Origin of the sequence: Solwaraspora sp. WMMD792 (assembly GCF_029626105.1) — a bacterium.
Taxonomy (GTDB): Bacteria; Actinomycetota; Actinomycetes; order Mycobacteriales; family Micromonosporaceae; genus Micromonospora_E.
This window is the reverse complement of record NZ_JARUBH010000009.1, coordinates 1638907-1655732: the sequence shown is the minus strand read 5'-3', so window position 1 is coordinate 1655732 and position 16826 is coordinate 1638907. Positions and strand designations below refer to the sequence as shown.

At 70.0% G+C, this 16826-nt stretch carries 17 protein-coding genes; 8 read left to right on the top strand and 9 right to left on the bottom strand.

Annotation, left to right across the window (positions count from 1 at the left end):
• The first annotated feature begins 162 nt into the window (after positions 1-162).
• The 5 genes from O7629_RS09115 (at position 163) to O7629_RS09095 (ending at position 5044) form a co-directional block, all read left to right on the top strand.
• Entirely contained in the window at positions 163-1323 is a 1161-nt protein-coding gene (locus tag O7629_RS09115; protein WP_278168636.1) for an agmatinase family protein, read from the top strand.
• Between the two features lie 51 nt (positions 1324-1374).
• Entirely contained in the window at positions 1375-2409 is a 1035-nt protein-coding gene (locus O7629_RS09110) for an ABC transporter substrate-binding protein (protein ID WP_278168635.1), read from the top strand.
• Positions 2406-3278 carry an ABC transporter permease gene (locus O7629_RS09105; RefSeq protein WP_278168634.1) on the top strand — a complete coding sequence of 291 codons (873 nt, stop codon included), beginning with the start codon at positions 2406-2408 and terminating at the stop codon, positions 3276-3278. The genes O7629_RS09110 and O7629_RS09105 overlap by 4 nt, the downstream gene beginning before the upstream one ends.
• Positions 3275-4123: an ABC transporter ATP-binding protein gene (locus tag O7629_RS09100; RefSeq protein WP_278168633.1), complete on the top strand. Its 849-nt coding sequence runs from the start codon at positions 3275-3277 to the stop codon at positions 4121-4123. Before O7629_RS09105 ends, O7629_RS09100 begins: the two co-directional genes overlap by 4 nt.
• Before the next feature lie 552 nt (positions 4124-4675).
• Positions 4676-5044, top strand: a complete 369-nt coding sequence (locus O7629_RS09095) for a hypothetical protein (RefSeq protein WP_278168632.1) — start codon at positions 4676-4678, stop codon at positions 5042-5044.
• A 269-nt stretch (positions 5045-5313) separates the two neighbouring features.
• Here O7629_RS09095 and O7629_RS09090 read toward each other — a convergent pair whose 3' ends face one another.
• On the bottom strand, positions 5314-5796 hold the full coding sequence (locus O7629_RS09090) for a helix-turn-helix domain-containing protein (RefSeq protein WP_278168631.1): 483 nt from the start codon (positions 5794-5796) through the stop codon (positions 5314-5316).
• A gap of 56 nt (positions 5797-5852) precedes the next feature.
• On the opposite strand from O7629_RS09090, the gene O7629_RS09085 reads away from it, so the two are divergent.
• On the top strand, positions 5853-6386 hold the full coding sequence (locus tag O7629_RS09085; RefSeq protein ID WP_278168630.1) for a PaaI family thioesterase: 534 nt from the start codon (positions 5853-5855) through the stop codon (positions 6384-6386).
• Positions 6387-6417: 31 nt separating this feature from the next.
• Here O7629_RS09085 and urtE read toward each other — a convergent pair whose 3' ends face one another.
• The 8 genes from urtE to O7629_RS09045 all read right to left on the bottom strand — a co-directional run bounded on the left by urtE (position 6418) and on the right by O7629_RS09045 (position 14674).
• On the bottom strand, positions 6418-7110 hold the full coding sequence (gene urtE / locus O7629_RS09080; protein ID WP_278174466.1) for an urea ABC transporter ATP-binding subunit UrtE: 693 nt from the start codon (positions 7108-7110) through the stop codon (positions 6418-6420).
• Between the two features lie 5 nt (positions 7111-7115).
• The gene (gene urtD, locus O7629_RS09075) at positions 7116-7937 is read right to left on the bottom strand and encodes an urea ABC transporter ATP-binding protein UrtD (RefSeq protein ID WP_278168629.1); all 822 of its coding nucleotides are present in this window, start codon (positions 7935-7937) and stop codon (positions 7116-7118) included.
• On the bottom strand, positions 7934-9148 hold the full coding sequence (gene urtC, locus O7629_RS09070) for an urea ABC transporter permease subunit UrtC (RefSeq protein WP_278168628.1): 1215 nt from the start codon (positions 9146-9148) through the stop codon (positions 7934-7936). Before urtC ends, urtD begins: the two co-directional genes overlap by 4 nt.
• Entirely contained in the window at positions 9145-10020 is an 876-nt protein-coding gene (gene urtB / locus O7629_RS09065; RefSeq protein WP_278168627.1) for an urea ABC transporter permease subunit UrtB, read from the bottom strand. Before urtB ends, urtC begins: the two co-directional genes overlap by 4 nt.
• Positions 10021-10053: 33 nt before the next feature.
• Complete coding sequence (gene urtA, locus O7629_RS09060) at positions 10054-11280, bottom strand: urea ABC transporter substrate-binding protein (protein WP_123601119.1); 1227 nt, start codon at positions 11278-11280, stop codon at positions 10054-10056.
• 231 nt (positions 11281-11511) lie between these two features.
• Positions 11512-12429: an acyl-ACP desaturase gene (locus tag O7629_RS09055; protein ID WP_278174465.1), complete on the bottom strand. Its 918-nt coding sequence runs from the start codon at positions 12427-12429 to the stop codon at positions 11512-11514.
• 141 nt (positions 12430-12570) lie between these two features.
• Positions 12571-13911 (bottom strand): histidine--tRNA ligase, encoded by a 1341-nt coding sequence (gene hisS, locus O7629_RS09050; protein ID WP_278168626.1) that lies wholly within the window; start codon positions 13909-13911, stop codon positions 12571-12573.
• Positions 13912-13924: 13 nt separating this feature from the next.
• Positions 13925-14674 (bottom strand): MBL fold metallo-hydrolase, encoded by a 750-nt coding sequence (locus tag O7629_RS09045; protein ID WP_278168625.1) that lies wholly within the window; start codon positions 14672-14674, stop codon positions 13925-13927.
• Positions 14675-14978: 304 nt separating this feature from the next.
• Between O7629_RS09045 and O7629_RS09040 the strand changes: the two genes are divergently transcribed.
• Together O7629_RS09040 and O7629_RS09035 are read left to right on the top strand one after the other, a co-directional pair.
• Positions 14979-15929: a peptidylprolyl isomerase gene (locus O7629_RS09040; protein WP_278168623.1), complete on the top strand. Its 951-nt coding sequence runs from the start codon at positions 14979-14981 to the stop codon at positions 15927-15929.
• A 35-nt stretch (positions 15930-15964) separates the two neighbouring features.
• Positions 15965-16795, top strand: a complete 831-nt coding sequence (locus O7629_RS09035) for a peptidylprolyl isomerase (RefSeq protein WP_278168620.1) — start codon at positions 15965-15967, stop codon at positions 16793-16795.
• Positions 16796-16826: the final 31 nt, after the last annotated feature.

The following is a 16826-nucleotide window of genomic DNA, read 5'->3' as shown; positions in this document are numbered from 1 at the left end:
CGGGCAGCCAGAGACGGGCAGCCGGGGACGGGACAGGTCCGAGAGGTGCAGGCGTCGGACCCGCCAGCATGGCGGGGGTGGCGTTCCACGGCGGGACAAAAGCCCGGGAGGCAGCCGAATGTCTGGCTGTGCCTCAGCCAGGCCCTCATTCGGAGGTGCCCCGTGGGCTTCCACCACCACCATCACCATCAGCACCGCGACCAGCAGCCCAGCGACCAGCCCGAACTGCACGGCAACTACGGCCCGGAGGCGGCGTACGCGGTCGCCCGCGAGGCCGAACTGCCTACCACCAAGTGGGAAGAGGAGATCGCCCGGGGCCTGGAGTACGGCCTGCCCGGTGCCGACTCGATCGTCGACAAGCGGATCCCGACGTTCTCCCGTGGCGAGCTGCCGCACTTCGCCGGGATCAACACCTTCCTGAAGGCACCGTACGTCGAGGACGTGCGCCGCTGCGGCGAGTACGACGTGGCGGTGCTCGGCGCACCGTTCGACGGCGGCACGACGTACCGCTCGGGGACCCGGTTCGGGCCGCAGGGCATCCGCAAGATCTCCGCGCTGTACGGGCCGTACTCGTTCGAACTCGGCGTCGACCTGCGTGAGTCGATCACGATCGCCGACCTCGGTGACGTCTTCACCATCCCGGCGAACATCGAGAAGACCTTCGACCAGATATCCAAGGCGGTCAGCCACGTCTACTCCTCCGGGGCGTTCCCGGTGGTGCTCGGCGGTGACCACTCGATCGGCTACCCGACGGTGCGCGGCGTCGCCGAACACCTCGACGGCAACCTGGGCATCATCCACTTCGACCGGCACGTCGACACCCAGGAGACCGACCTCGACGAGCGGATGCACACCACCCCGTGGTTCCACGCCACCGACATCCCGAACGTACCGCCGAAGAACCTGGTGCAGATCGGCATCGGTGGCTGGCAGGCACCCCGCCCCGGAGTCAAGGTCGGCCGGGAACGCGGCACCACGATCATGACGGTCACCGACTGCGTCGAGATGGGCATCGAGGCCGCCGCCGAAAAGGCACTCGAGGTCGCCTGGGACGGCGCCGAGGCGGTCTGGCTCTCGTTCGACGTGGACTGCCTGGACGCCGCGTTCGTGCCCGGCACCGGCTGGCCCGAACCGGGCGGTTTCCTCCCCCGCGAGGTGCTCAAGTTCATCCAGCTGATCGCCGAGAAGCCCCTCGCGGGCATCGAGGTGGTGGAGTGCTCGCCGCCGTACGACAACGCCGACATCACCTCGCTGATCGCCACCCGCGTCATCTGCGACACCCTCGGCTGCCTGGTCCGCGCCGGGCACCTGCCGCGCCACTGAGCCACCGCGACGCAGATTCCCCGTAATCCCCTTTCGCAGGAGGACATAGAGATGCGACGTACACCCAGGATTTCCCGCCACTCCCCCACCCGGGCGATCGTGGCGGCGGTCTGTGCGACGACAGTGCTGGTCACCGCCGCCAGCTGCGGCAACGACGGTTCCACCGCCGACGGCGACGGTGCGACCACCGTACGGTTGGGGTTCAGCGCCTGGCCGGGCTGGTTCCCCTGGCAGGTCGCCGAGGAGCAGGGGCTGTTCGAAGACAACGGCGTCGACGTCGAGCTGACCTACTTCGACAGCTACACCGACAGCCTGACCGCGCTGGCCACCGGCAACCTGGACGCCAACAGTCAGACCCTCAACGACACCCTGTCGTCGGTGAGCGGCGGCGCGACGCAGACCGTGGTGCTGGTCAACGACAACTCGACCGGCAACGACCAGATCATCGCCGCGCCGGGGATCGACTCGGTGGCCGACCTGGCCGGTAAGCGGGTGGCGATCGAGGAGGGTACGGTCGACCACTACCTGCTGCTGTTGGCGCTGGCCGAGGCCGGGCTGAGCGCCGACGATGTCGAGATCAGCCCGCTGCTGACCGACGCGGCCGCCGCCGCGTTCCTGGCCGGGCAGGTCGACGCGGTGGGCGCGTTCGCCCCGTTCACCACGACCGCGCTGGGCCGCGAGGGCAGCCGGGCGATCGCCACCTCGGCCGACTTCCCCGGCGCGATCCCGGACCACCTGGTGTTCGACTCGGCGTTCGTGGCCGCGCATCCGGAACAGGTCCAGGCGGTGGTGGACACCTGGTTCGACACCCTGGACTGGATCGCCGCCAACCCGGACGAGGCGGTCGAGATCATGGCGGCGCAGGCCGGGGTCAGCGTCGAGGACTACCGCACGTACGACGCCGGGACGACAATTTTCGACCTGGCCGACAACCAGGCGGCGTTCGAGCCGGGCGACACCCCGGCCAACCTGGATTTTCAGGCCCGCTCGATCGCCGAGTTCCTGGTCGAGACCGGCCTGGTCGACGAGGCACCGCCGCTGGACGGGCTGCTCGACGGACAGTTCGTGGCGGCGGTCTCGCCGTGACCGTCACCCGGGAGCCGGCTGCGGCCACCGATAGTGCGGACCGGGCGTCGTGGGGGCCGCTCCCCCGGCGGCGTCCGGCCCGCCGGGTGCCGGCGCTGCTGGCCATCCGGACGCCGATTCCGGCGGCCGGTCGCTGGACGCTGACGGTCGCCTCGATCGTGGTGCCGCTGGCCGCCTGGCAGATCGGCAGCGTGCTGGTCGACGGTCGACCGGACTTCCTGCCGTCACCGCTGGAGTCGGTGGCGGCCGGGGTGGAGATGGCCCGGACCGGTCAGTTGTGGACCGACATCGCCGCTACGGTCGGCCGGGTGCTGCGCGGCTTCGGGCTGGCGGTGGCGGTGTCGGTGCCGCTCGGCCTGCTGATGGGCAGTTTCCAGGCCGGTCGGGCGGCGCTGGAGCCGATGATCGGCCTGCTGCGCTACCTGCCGGCCAGCGCGTTCATCCCGTTGCTGATCATCTGGCTGGGGCTCGGCGAGCCGTCCAAGGTGGCGTTGATCTTCATCGCGACGGTCTTCTTCAACACCCTGATGACCGCCAACGTGGTCCGGACCGTGCCGGCCGGGCTGATCGACGTGTCGTACACCCTCGGTGCCCGCCGGTTCGAGGTGCTGCGCAAGGTTATCGTGCCGCACTCGCTGCCCGGCATGATCGACTCGATCCGGGTCAACGCGGCGGCGGCGTGGAACTTCGTGGTGGTCGCCGAGCTGATCAACGCCCAGTCCGGGCTGGGCTACCGGATCGTCCGGTCGCAGCGGTTCAACCAGCTCGACAACATCTTCGCCGTACTGATCGTGATCGCCCTGATCGGGGTGGCGATCGACCTGGCGTTGCGGACCACCCGCGACCGGGTTGGAAGGTGGGCAGCGTGAAAGCAGCGGAAGCCGGGTCAGTAGCCCCGACCACCGACGCACCGCTGGTGTGTCTCGACGGCGTCGGCAAGGACTTCCGGGCCGCCTCGGGCGGGTCGCTGCACGCGCTCGACGGCGTGGATCTGGCGGTACGCCGGGGCGAGTTCGTCTGCCTGGTCGGCGCCTCCGGGTCGGGCAAGTCGACCCTGTTGTCGCTGATTGCCGGGCTGTCCACACCGAGCCGGGGCACCGTGCTGCTCGACGGCGTGCCGGTCACCGGGCCGGGTCCGGACCGAGGGCTGGTGCTGCAGAGCGGTGCGGTGTACCCGTGGCGGACGGTGGAACGCAACGTCGCGTTCGGGCTGGAGCTGCTGCCGATCAGTCGGGCCGAACGGGCCCGTCGGGTCGCCTGGTACCTGGCCGAGACCGGGCTGGCCGGGCTGCGGCACGCGCTGCCCAAACAGCTCTCCGGCGGGCAGCGCCAGCGGGTGGCGATCGCCCGAGCGCTGGCCTGTGAGCCGCAGGTGCTGCTGCTCGACGAGCCGTTCGGTGCCCTCGACGTGCAGACCAAGGAGGACATGCAGTTGTTCGTCCGCCGGGTGTGGGCCGACACCGGCACCACCGTGGTGATGGTGACCCACGACGTAGAGGAGGCGGTCTTCCTCGGCCAGCGGGTGGTGGTGCTGGCCAGCGACCCGGGCCGGGTCGCCGCCGACCTGCCGGTGCGGCTACCGCCGGACCGCGACGGGAGCCCCAGGGACCTGGCCGTCAAACGACTGCCGGAGTTCCTGAGGCTGCGCGCCGAGGTGGAGGACCAAGTCCGCGCCTACCACCAGCGGCACGCCGTCGCCGGATCCGGGGCGTAGGCTGCGTCTTATAAGGATCGCCATGCGAGCCGAGGCCAAGGCGGCGGTCCGGGCAAGGCCCACGTCACTTGATCTTCCAGGCCGGTGACAGAGTTGCACTTGCGGCGGACCCGCGAGATTGTACATGATGGAGCGTTACCGGATCGGCGGATCTCGTTGGCGGCCAACCCGAAGATCTTCATCAGATGTCTTCCGTGGATACTCCGGCCGTTCAGTCCGGGGAGGAACAGGACACCCGGCATGCGAACAGGTGTGCTAGCGTGGCGTTGCCCTTCCGGTGATGACCAAGCCGGTCGGGTCTACCGCCGGGCTGGTGGGAAGTGACGTCTGCGGAGACTGCGTAGGACCGATGGGCGGTATTCCGTCCCTTGCCGTTGATTCGGGTCGGCCGTGGTCGGCGAAGCAGAAACCTCAACCCGTGAGGGTCGAATCTCCCTGCTTCAGCAGGGAGAGATGTCAATCTGTGGCTTGACGGCGCGAACACCGCACCGCAAGAGCTATCGACACGATGCCGAGGTTGGAACCGACCGACAGGCAGAGAGGACCAAAAAGGTGCGAGAAAGAGAAAACGGGGCGGGGTACAGGCTCAGCACCGCGAAACGGGTAGCGGTCTCCCTGACCCTTGCGCTCATTTCGACCTTCGGTGTTGTCACGGTCACCGCCACACCGGCGCTCGCGCTGCCGACGAACTGCAACGCTACCCCCGGGACCGCCACCTACGGGGTCATGTGTCGGGGTGGCACAGGCTTCTACCGTGCCTGGACCAAGTGCATCCACCGGAACTCGGGCACGACGAAGACCGCCTACGGCAACGGCGTGGGCATCGGCGGGTACTCCAAGGCGAACTGCGGGTCCAACTACCGCATCAGCAAAACCGACCGCGGGGTGACCAAGAGCAACTATCTCCCCCCGAACTGGTAGTCACGACCGTACCCATAGACCCCGACCGACAGTCTCCAGCGAGATGCTGGTCGTAACCCTGGATGCTGCCAGTGGCTCTGCCCGAGGATGAACAAGTCGGGCAGAGCCACTGGCAGGCCCGGGGGTAGATCACCCCTCGGCGAGAAGCTGCGCGACACCCGCCACAGCTGGCTGGCACTGCCGTACCACTGCCGGACGCGGTGGTGTGCCGCGCGGCCGGCGTCCGGGACCGAGCAGGCGCGTTATGTGCACGCCCGCAGCGTAGGGCTTCAGCCGGTCGGTTCACGGCGGCGGGCACCGGGGCCGGGGCGGGGCAGTACGTCTCGCGGGTCGGCGACGTCGTGGCCGGCGGTGCAGCGCATCGTGACGCCGACCTCGGCGCCGCAGTCGCGGTGGGCCACGGCCAGCGGCGGGCCGTCCGGGTCGGCGCAGTACCGATCGCCCCACTGCAGCAGCGCGACCAGCACCGGCCACAGGTCGAGCCCTTTGCCGGTGAGCCGGTACTCGTAGCGTTGCCGCTCCCCCGGCTCCTGGTACGGGTGCCGGCGCAGCAGACCCTGGTCGACCAGCATGGTGAGCCGGTTGGTCAGCACCTGACGGGGGACGCCGGTGCGTTCGCGCATCTGGTCGAAGCGCCGTACCCCGTTGAAGACCTCGCGGAGCACGACGACGGTCCACCGCTCGCCGATGATCTCCATGGTGCGGGCGATGGTGCAGTTGTCGATGGACCAGTCGAGTGCGGTAGGTCTCACCCCGACCAGGCTAGGTCTCGTTGACAGACCTAGCAACCGGCTGCCAGGCTGCGTCCATGACACAGACTCAGCAGCCGACGCCGGACGCGGCGCAGCGCAGTCGCACCTTCTCGTGGACCGACCCCGCCACGGTGCGGTTGGCGGCGTTGAACGGCCTCGACGGGCTGGGCCAGTTGCAGGCGATGGCGTCCGGTGAGATCCCCGCCCCACCGGTGATGGTGATGCTGGGCCTCGAAGGGTTGGAGCCCGAGCACGGCCGGGTGGTCACCGTGCTGACCCCGCAGGAGTTCCACTACAACGCCCTGGGCACGGTGCACGGCGGCATCATCTCGACCCTGCTGGACACCGCGGCCGGCTGCGCGGTGCACTCGGTGCTGCCGGCCGGGACGAGCTACACCTCGATCGACCTGAACGTGAAGTTCCTTCGCCCAGTGACGCTCGCCTCCGGCACGCTGCGCTGCGAGGGCACCGTGGTGCAGCGCGGGCGGCGCACCGCGTACGCCGAGGCGAAACTGACCGACGCCGCCGGCCGGCTGGCCGCCCACGCCACCTCGTCCTGCCTGCTGTTCGAGCTGCCACCGACCGAGTGACGACCGCCGACAGGGAGTCAGGCCGGCTGGGTCACACCGACAGCAGTTGGCGGACCGACTCGTCGCGCAGGTCCTCCTTGTCGCCGGCCCGGACCACCTCACCGGCGTCGAGGATGACGAACCGGTCGGCCAGCCGCAGCGCCAGTTCGAGATACTGCTCGACCAGCAGGATCGCCAGCCCGGCCTCGGTGTGCAGCCGTTCGATCGCCTCCTCGATCTCGATGATGATCGATGGCTGGATGCCTTCGGTCGGCTCGTCGAGCAGCAGCATCTTCGGCCGGGTGACCAGGGCGCGGGCGATCGCCAACTGCTGCTGCTGGCCGCCGGAGAGGAACCCGGCCCGGCGGCGCAGCAGCCCGCGCAGCGCCGGGAACAGGTCCAGTGCCTCGTCGACCGCCGCCTTGTCGGTCCGCGCCGCCTCGACCGCCACCTGCAGGTTCTCGGCAACGGTCAGCTGCGGGAACGTCTCGTGGCCCTGCGGGACGTAGCCGAGACCGAGCCGGACCCGTTCGTGGGTACGCAGCTTGGTGATGTCGCGGCCTTCGAAGGTCACCCGGCCGGAGCGCACCGGCAGCACCCCGGTGATCGCCTTCAGCAGAGTCGTCTTGCCGACCCCGTTGCGGCCCATCACGCAGACCAGCGACCCGGCCGGGGCCTGCAGGTCGACCCCGAACAGCACCTGGGCCCGACCGTACGCGACGTCGAGCGACTCGACGGTCAACATGGCACTCACGACGACGCCTCCTGAGCGGCTGACGGTCCGGCAGCAGCCGACGGTGCGGAAACAGCCGACGGTACGGCGGGTTCGGCGCCGTCCTCGCCGGAGCGACCCAGGTAGACCTGCTGCACGCGCGGGTCGGCCTGCACCTGCGCGACGGTGCCCTCGCAGAGCAGTCGGCCCTCGTGCAGCACGGTGACGGTGCTGGCGAACCGGCGCAGGAACTCCATGTCGTGCTCGATCACCATCACCGTGTGGTCCTTGGCGACCTCACGCAGCAGCTCACCGGTGCGGTCCCGTTCGCTGCGGCTCATCCCGGCCACCGGCTCGTCGAGCAGCAGCAGACTGGGCTGCTGCACGATCAGCATGCCGATCTCCAGCCACTGGCGCTGCCCGTGGGAGAGCACCCCGGCCGGCCGGTACGCCAGGTCGGTCAGGCCGGTGGTGTCCAGCGCCCGGGACACCTGGTCGGAGACGCCCCGTCGGCGACGCAGCAGGCCGACCATCCGCCGGCGGAAACTGGCCGCCAGGTCGAGGTTTTCCAGCACGGTGAGCTGCTCGAAGACCACCGATGTCTGGAACGTCCGGCCGATGCCGAGCCGGACGATCCGGTGCTCGCGGCGGCCGACCAGCTCCTGACCGTTGAACCGCACCGACCCGGACGCCGGGCGGGTCCGGCCGGTGACCACGTCGATCAGGGTGGTCTTGCCGGCACCGTTCGGGCCGATCAGGAAGCGCAGCTCCCCCGGCTCGACTGTCAGGTCGAGGTCGCTGATCGCCCGGAAGCCGTCGAAGACGACGTCGAGGCCGCGTACCTCCAGTTTGCCGCTCACGGTTTCGCACCTCCGACCCCGACGGTGGTCTCCGCCGGTCGCCCGGCGGCGTCGGTGGCCGCGCCTTCCGTGGCGGCCGCCGGGGAGACCGGTGCGGCCGGTCCGGCACGGCCGGGCCAGCGGTGCCGTACCGCCGCCCAGCCATCGGCGAGTAGCCCGGCGAGGCCGCGCGGCGCCCACATCATCACCGCGATGAACAGGCCACCGAGCAGATAGAGCCAGCCGGACGGCCACTGCTCGCTGAGCACCGTACTGCCGTAGTTGAACAGAATCGCCCCGCCGACCGCACCGACCAGCGAGAACCGCCCGCCGATGGCGACCGCGACCAGCATCTCGATCGACGGTACGACGCCGAGGTCGGCGGGGCCGAGGATGCCGACCACCGGCACGAACAGCGCGCCGGCGATCCCGGCCATGGCCGCCGACAGCGCGTACACGATGGTCTTCACCACGGCCGGGTCGTAGCCGAGGAACCGGACCCGGTCCTCGCCGTCGCGGATGGCGACCAGCAGCTTGCCGAACCGGCTGTGGGTGAGCTGCCAGGCGGCGAGGAACACCAGGCCGAGCGCGCCGACGGCGACGTAGTAGACGATCCGTTTCTGCGCCGGGTCGTACAGGTCGAGGCCGAAGAAGAACTGCACGTTGGTCAGGCCGTTGGTGCCGCCGGTAAGGCCCTGCTGGCCGACCAGCAGGATCACGAACGCGGCGGCCAGGGCCTGGGACAGTACAGCGAAGTAGGCGCCGCGCACCCGCTGGCGGAACACCAGGGTGCCCAGGATCAGCGCCACCACGGTGGGCAGCACCACCACCATGACCAGGGCGAACGCCGGGTTGCGGAACGGCCCCCAGATGGCCGGCAGGGTCTCCACGCCGCTCCACACCATGAAGTCGGGCAGATTGCCCTCGCCGGCGTCGGCGAGTTTGAGGTGCATGCCCATCGCGTAGCCGCCGAGGCCGAAGAACACGCCCTGGCCGAGGGTCAGCATGCCGCCGCGCCCCCAGGCCAGGTAGATGCCGACCGCGACGATCGCGTAGCAGAGGTACTTGGCCAGCAGGTCGAGCCGGAACGGGCTGAGCACCAGCGGTGCCACGACCAGCAGCAGCACGCCGACGGCGACGAAGCCGACCGGTCCGGGCCAGCGGACGGCCGGGCGGGCGGCGAAGCGGGCCGTCGGCCGGGCGGCGGGGTCGGCAGTCCGGGCGGCGCTCATGTCAGCGCCCGGGAACGGAGGACGAACATGCCCTGCGGACGGAACTGGAGGAAGGCCACGATCACCGCGAAGACCACCACCTTGGCCAGACTCGCATCGGTCCAGAATTCGACGAAGCTGTTGATCACGCCGAGGGCGACCGCCGCGATCACCGCCCCGCGCAGCTGTCCGAGCCCCCCGGCGACGACGACGAGGAACGCGTCCACGATGTAGTAGGTGCCCAGCGACGGGCCGACCGGGCCGATCAGGGTGAGCGCCACCCCGGCGACGCCGGCCAGGCCGGAGCCGATGAAGAAGGTGAGCTGGTCGACCCGCTGGGTGGCCACCCCGGTCACCGCGGCCAGCTCCCGGTTCTGCATCACCGCCCGCATCCGTCGGCCGTAGGACAGTTTGCTCAGGTAGAGGGAGATCGCCACCACGCAGCCGACCGCGAGGGTCATGATGAAGATCCGGTTGTACGGCAGCTGTACGCCGGCCACGTCGATCCCGCCGGTCAGCCAGCCGGGCGCGGTGACCTGCACGTTGGGCGCACCGAAGATGTCCCGGGCCAGTTGCTGCAGGATCAAACTGACCCCGAAGGTGAGCAGCAGGGTGTCCAGCGGCCGGCCGTAGAACCGCCGGATCACCAGTCGTTCCAGGATCAGGCCCATGGTGCCGGCGATGAGGAACGCGACCGGCAGGGCGGCCGGGACGGCCTGCGCCCCGACCAGCCCCTGCATCATGTACGCGGTGTAGGCGCCCGCCAGGATGAACTCCCCGTGGGCCATGTTGATGACGCCCATCTGTCCGAAGGTGAACGTCAGTCCCAGCGCGATCAGGAGCAGCACCGCTCCGATGCTCGCGCCGATGACCAGTTGGTTGAGTACCGCCATGGCGGGCACCTCCCTCCGCTTGCTACCGGCCTGTTACGACAGGCCTTCGGCCCAGTCGTAGCCGGTCAGGTACGGGTCCGGCTTGATCGGTTCGCCGGAGTTCCACACCTCCTGGATCTGGCCGTCGGGCTGCACCACGCCGATCCTGGCTGTCTTGTAGACGTGCTGGTTGTCGCCGTCGATGGTGACGGTGCCTTCCGGGGCCTCGATGCTGATCCCGCCAGCGGCCTCCTTGACCGCCTCGACGTCGGTGCTGCCGGCCGCCTCGACCGCCGCCGCCCACAGGTAGACCGCGTTGTAGCCGGCCTCCATCGGGTCGGAGGTGACCTTCTCCGCGCCGTACTTGGCCTTGAACGCCTCGACGAAGGCGGTGTTCCGCTCGCCTTCGGTGGTCTGGTAGTAGTTCCAGGCCACCAGGTGGCCGGCGACGTTGTCCGGACCGATGCCGACGACCTCCTCCTCGGCGACGCTGACAGACACGGTCGGCATCGTCTCGGCGGTGACGCCGACGCTGGTCAACTGCTTGAAGAAGGCGACGTTGCTGTCGCCGTTGAGGGTGTTGAACACCGCGTCGGGCTGGGCCTGCTGCAGCTTGTTGACCACGGTGCTGTACTCGGTGTGGCCCAGCGGGGTGTACTCCTCGCCGACGATCTGCATGCCGTTGGCCTCGGCGTACGCGGTGATGATCTTGTTGGCGGTACGCGGGAAGACGTAGTCGCTGCCGACCAGGAAGATCGTCTGGTGACCCTGCTCGGCGAGGTAGTCCAGGGCCGGGACGATCTGCTGGTTGGTGGTGGCCCCGGTGTAGAAGATGTACTCGGAGCTCTCCAGCCCTTCGTACTGCACCGGGTACCACAGCAGCGCCTTGTTGCGCTCGAAGACCGGCAGCATCGCCTTGCGGCTGGCCGACGTCCAGCCACCGAAGACGGTGGCGACCTTGTCCTGGGATATGAGCTTCTGCGCCTTCTCGGCGAAGGTGGGCCAGTCCGACGCGCCGTCCTCGACGACGGGTTCGATCTGCTTGCCCAGCACGCCACCGGCGGCGTTGATCTCCTCGATCGCGAGCAACTCTGCGTCGCGTACGGTGACCTCGCTGATCGCCATGGTGCCGCTCAGCGAGTGCAGGATACCGACCTTGATGGTGTCGGAGTCACCGCCGCCACCGGCCGAGGACGTGGGGTCCTCTGCGCAGGCGGTCGCGGCAACCAATGTCGACAATATACAGAGTGCGGCGAGGCCGCCCCGGAAGCGTCGTGGCATCCAACTCCCCTTCAGCCGAAGTCGTGGTGCCACGAAACGTAGGGAGGCCGAGTTTCATAAATCTTGACCCATCGATTTCCAACGCGTTAAGCCCGTCTCACAACGAACCTGAACGGCTGTGCGGTCGACAGACCGGACGGACACGGTGGACGGGCCACACACGACGAAGGTCCCGTGGCCGACCAGCCACGGGACCCGTATCTCATCGTTCGCGAAGTGCCGCGACAGGACTCACCGGCCGCGGGCGCGCCGCTCCTCCCGCCGGGCCTCGAATCGGGACGCCGTGGTGTCCAGTTGGGTCATCTGCGCGGCGATCTGGTCCCGGGCCGCCTCGCCGTCGGCGTCCAGCCCGGTGACGTTCCAGATGTCCCACTGGCGCAGCACCGGCGCAAGCACCTCGTCGCGGTGCTGCCGCAGGTCGTAGATGCCGGCCATGGCGATCGCCACCGACTTTCGGGCGAAACCCTCGATGCCCACGCCCGGCATCTGGAAGTCGGCGACCACGTCCGCCACCGCCCGCATCGCCTGACTCGGCGCCAGTTCGAACGCCGCGCCGAGCAGGTTGCGGTAGAACATCATGTGCAGGTTCTCGTCGGCGGCGACCCGGGCCAGCAGCCGCTCACAGAGCGGGTCACCGGTGGCCCGGCCGGTGTTGCGGTGCGAGATCCGGGTGGCCAGCTCCTGGAACGACACGTACGCCAGCGAGTGCAGCACCTCGTCGTCGTGCTGGTTGGCGTACCCGTTGGACATGTGCACCATCCGGGCCCGCTCCAGCGCGACCGGATCCACCGCCCGGGTGACGGTGAGGTAGTCCCGGATGGCGATGCCGTGCCGACCCTCCTCGGCGGTCCACCGGTGCACCCAGGTGCCCCAGGCGCCGTCGCGACCGAACAGGGTGGCGATCTCGCGGTGGTACGAGGGCAGGTTGTCCTCGGTGAGCAGGTTGACGATCAGAGCGGTACGGGCGACGTCCGGAATCTGCGTGTCCTCCGGCGACCACGGTTCACCGCCGAGCAGGCCGTCGAAGGTCCGCCCGTCGCTCCACGGCACGTACTCGTGGGGAAACCACTCCTTGGCCAGGCCGAGGTGTCGGTCGAGGTTCTCGGCGACCACCGGTTCGAGCTCGACGAGCAGCGCGGTCTGGGACATCGGGGTGGTGGTGGCGACGGTCAACGACGTTCTCCCTACCGGGGGTAACCTACGACTGCGTAACTTACGCAACCGTAGGTTATGTCGCGCCGCACCGCCACTCTCCCCGACGATCTTGCGGCTATCACCGCCGTATGTCCGCTATGTCGACCGGCCGGTCACCACCGGTCGGAGGTCCGCTGACGGCGGTGACCAGGCGTCCGCAGCTGCCGACACCTGATCCCCCGAACGGATGTCCTTGACGCTGTCCGACTCACCGTCGACCCCGAGGAACCAGACGTACGGGATGTCACGGCGCTGCGCGTACCGGATCTGCTTGCCGAACTTGGCCGCCGACGGCGACACCTCCGCGGCGATCCCCCGCCGACGCAGCGCGTCGGCCACCCGGTTGCCGGCCGGCCGGTCGGACTCGGCCGGCAGCGCCACCAGTACGCAGGTCGGCACCGGCCGGGAGATGGCCAGCGCGTCGGCGCCGAACAGCAGCCCCAGCAGCCGGGACACCCCGATCGAGATGCCCACGCCAGGGAAGCGGTCCGCCCCGGCCGAGGCGAGATCGTCGTAGCGGCCACCCGAGCAGATCGAGCCGAACCGCTCGTACCCCTGCAGCTGGGTCTCGTAGACCGTGCCGGTGTAGTAGTCCAGACCCCGGGCGATGCGCAGGTCGGCGACGCACAGGCCGGGCGCGTGCGCGGCCGCCGTCTCCAGCACCGCGACCAGCTCGGTGAGCCCTTCATCGAGCAACGGGTGCTCGACGCCGAGGCCGCGTACCGCGTCGGCGACCGAGACGTCCGGCGCGGAGATCTCCGCCAGCGACAGGCAGGCCTTGGCCTGGCTGTCGCTCGCACCGGCCGTCTCGGCCAGCAGCTCGGCCACCCGCTGCGGGCCGACCTTGTCCAGTTTGTCGATCGCCCGCAGCGCCGCGTCCGGGTCGGTCAGCCCGATCCCCCGGTAGAAGCCCTCGCAGACCTTGCGGTTGTTCACCTGGATCCGCACCGGCGGGATCGGCAGGCTGGCCAGCGCGTCGCCGATGACAAGCGGCAGCTCGGCCTCGTGGTGCGGGGCCAGCTCGTCGCGGTCGACGATGTCGATGTCGGCCTGCAGGAACTCGCGGTAGCGCCCTTCCTGTGGCCGTTCGCCGCGCCACACCTTCTGGATCTGGTAGCGGCGGAACGGGAACTGCAGTTTGCCGGCGTTCTCCAGCACGTAGCGGGCGAACGGCACGGTCAGGTCGAAGTGCAGCCCGAGGGCGTCGTCACCGGCCTGCGCGTCCGGATCGGCCTGCAGCCGGCGCAGCAGGTAGACCTCCTTCGAGGTCTCCCCCTTGCGCAGCAGCTGGTCCAGCGGCTCCACCGCGCGGGTCTCCAGCGGCGCGAACCCGTACAGCTCGAAGGTGTGCCGCAGCCGGTCGATGACGTACTGCTCGATCATCCGCTGCGGGGGCGACCACTCCGGGAAGCCGGAGATCGGCCTGGGCTTGCTCATCAAGGTGTCCTTGTCACAGTCCGGTACGTCGGGCCGGGGCGGCGGTGCAGCCGCCGGCGGCCTCGTGCAGGTGGGGCGCGGCCGCGCGGGCGACCTCCTGGAGATAGGGGTTGCTCATGCGCTCCCGGCCGATGGTGGTGGCCGGGCCGTGGCCGGGCAGCACCACGGTGTCGTCGGCCAACGGCAGGACCTTGTCGCGCAGGCTGGTCAACATCGTCGGCATGCTGCCGCCGGGCAGATCGGTACGGCCGATCGAGCCGGCGAACAGCACGTCACCGGAGAGGCAGACCTGCTCGGCCTCCCAGGGCGAGCCGGCGCCGGGCAGTCGGAACAGCACCGAGCCTCCGGTGTGACCGGGGGCGTGGTCGACAGTGATCTCCAACCCGGCGAGCACCAGCGTGGCACCGTCGGTCAGCTCGGCCACGTCGTCCGGTTCGCTGTACGGCAGCCGGCCGCCGAACATCGCCGCCAGGTCCGCCGACAGGCCCTTCGCCGGGTCGGCCAGCAACTCCCGGTCGCCCGGATGCACGTACGCGGTGATGCCACGCGCCCCACAGACCGGCGCGACCGAGAAGGTGTGGTCAACATGGCCGTGGGTGAGCAGCACCGCCGCCGGATGCAGCCGGTGCTCGGCCAGCACCTGGTCCAGCTGGTCGAGCACCCCGATGCCGGGATCGACGACGACGCACTGCTCACCCGGCCCGGCGGCCACCACGTAGCAGTTGGTGCCGAACGCCTGCGCCGGGAAGCCGGTGATGAGCACGCCTCTCCTCTCGGTAGGCCGGCCCGCGCGGGCCGCCGGAATCGTCTCCTCGTCGAGCCTAGCCGCCATGACACGCCGGGCCGCCAGGGCACACCCGCCGGCCCTGCCCAGGCCGTGACGGCAGCGATGATCTCCGATTGGATACGGAGCGGACCTCGTACAACATTTTCCCAGCCGATACCCGTACACTCTTGCGGGCGTGTGGCGTGGCGCACCGCAATGGCGCCCGGGTCCGGCACGCCCTCCGCAGGACACGTACCGACCCGCCGCACGGCGCAGGGACGATCAGGAAAGGGGAGCGCGGGTGGCCTCCAGCAGGGACCGGCAGCGCAAATTGGCGCGGGCGAAGCTCGACCGGCAGATGGCCCGGCGTGCCGCCGCGGCCCGGCGCAAGCGGCGGATCCGCGCCGGCGTGGGCGCCGGCCTCGCGCTGCTGCTCATCGCCGGCGGCTCGGCCTGGGCGCTCGGCGCCTTCGAGGGCGAACCGGAGACCCCGGAGGCCGCCGGCATCTGCACCTGGACCCCGCAGGACACGGCCGCCAACAGCAACCTCACCGACGTCGGCATGCCGGAGACCACCGACCCGCCGCACCGGGGGGTCCAGCCGATGACGATCACCACCAACCAGGGTGAGCCGATCACCGTCGAGCTCGACCTGGCCGCCGCGCCCTGCGCCGCCGCCAACTTCGCCCACCTGGCCAGCCGCAACTTCTTCGACGACACGACCTGCCACGAGATCACCGACGAGGGCGCGATCCTGTGCGGCGACCCGACCGGCACCGGACAGGGCGGGCCGACGTACTCGTACTTCAGCGAGAACGTGCCGGTCTCGCCGCAGCTGGACCCGTCGGCCGACCCGACGGAGGCGCTGGCCGACCATCCGCCGCTCTACCCGGCCGGTACGGTCGCCGCGGTCGGCGTGCCGCAGGGCACCAACGGCAGCCAGTTCAAGATCTTCTTCGAGGACTACACCACCGAGTTCCCCTCGTACCCGATCATCGGGAAGGTGACCTCGGGGATGGAAACGGTCGAGGCGATCGGCGCTCTCCCACTGGTGAACAACGCCGCCGGCGCCCAGGTGAAGCCGGAGACCGACGTGGTCATCCAGAGCCTGACCGTCGGCGAGCCGATCGGGGCCGACGAGACCGAGGCGACCCCGTCGACCGACCCGAGCACCTCGGCACCGGCCACCACCGACCCGTCGGCCACCGAGCCGGACGCGGAGGGCACCGACGGCACCGCCGGCCAGTCCTGACCAGACCAGACAACCCGAATCCAGGAGGATCCACCGTGACGTCGACCAGGGAGCGGCAGCGTGCCGCGGCTCGGGCCCGCCTCGAAAAGGAGATGGCCCAGCGCGCCGAGGCGGCCCGCAAGCGCCGCCAGTTGCAGGCCAGCATCGGTGCCGGCGTCGCCCTGCTGCTCGTGGCCGCGGGCACGGTGTGGCTGGTCGCCAGCCTCGGGGACGACGAGAGCGAGACCACGCCCCAGGCCGACGGTGCCGACGCCGGCGTGACCTGCGTGTGGAACGAGATCCCCGCCGAGCAGCGCCGTGAGACGACCGTGGACGTCGGCGTGCCGCCGACCACCACACCGCCGGACACCGGCACCCAGGTGATGACCCTGGACACCAACTTTGGAGAGATCCAGGTGGAGATGGACCTGTCCGAGGTGCCGTGCACGGCGGCCAGCTTCAGCCACCTGGCCAGCCAGCAGTTCTGGGACAACACCAAGTGCCACCGGATGTTCCCCGGCATGCTGCAGTGCGGTGACCCGAGCGCCAGCGGCGAAGGCTACCGGGACACCGACGGCACCGGCGGGCCCGGCTACCAGTTCGCCAACGAGAACCTGCCGGTCGACGACCGGCCCGCCTACCCGGCCGGGGTGGTGGCGATGGCCAACAGCGGCCCGGACACCAACGGCAGCCAGTTCTTCTTCATCTACCAGGACGTCGAGCTCAGCCCGGACTACACGGTGCTCGGCCGGGTCACCGAGGGCCTCGACGTCATCCAGGAGGCCACCGAGGCCGGTCACGACGGCGCGTTCGACCCGTCCCCCGGCGGCGGCCACCCCAACAACGACATCCTGATCAACTCGCTGACGGTGAGCGAGCCGCAGTAGTCAACCTGGGCTCGGCGGCCGGCAGCGCCGC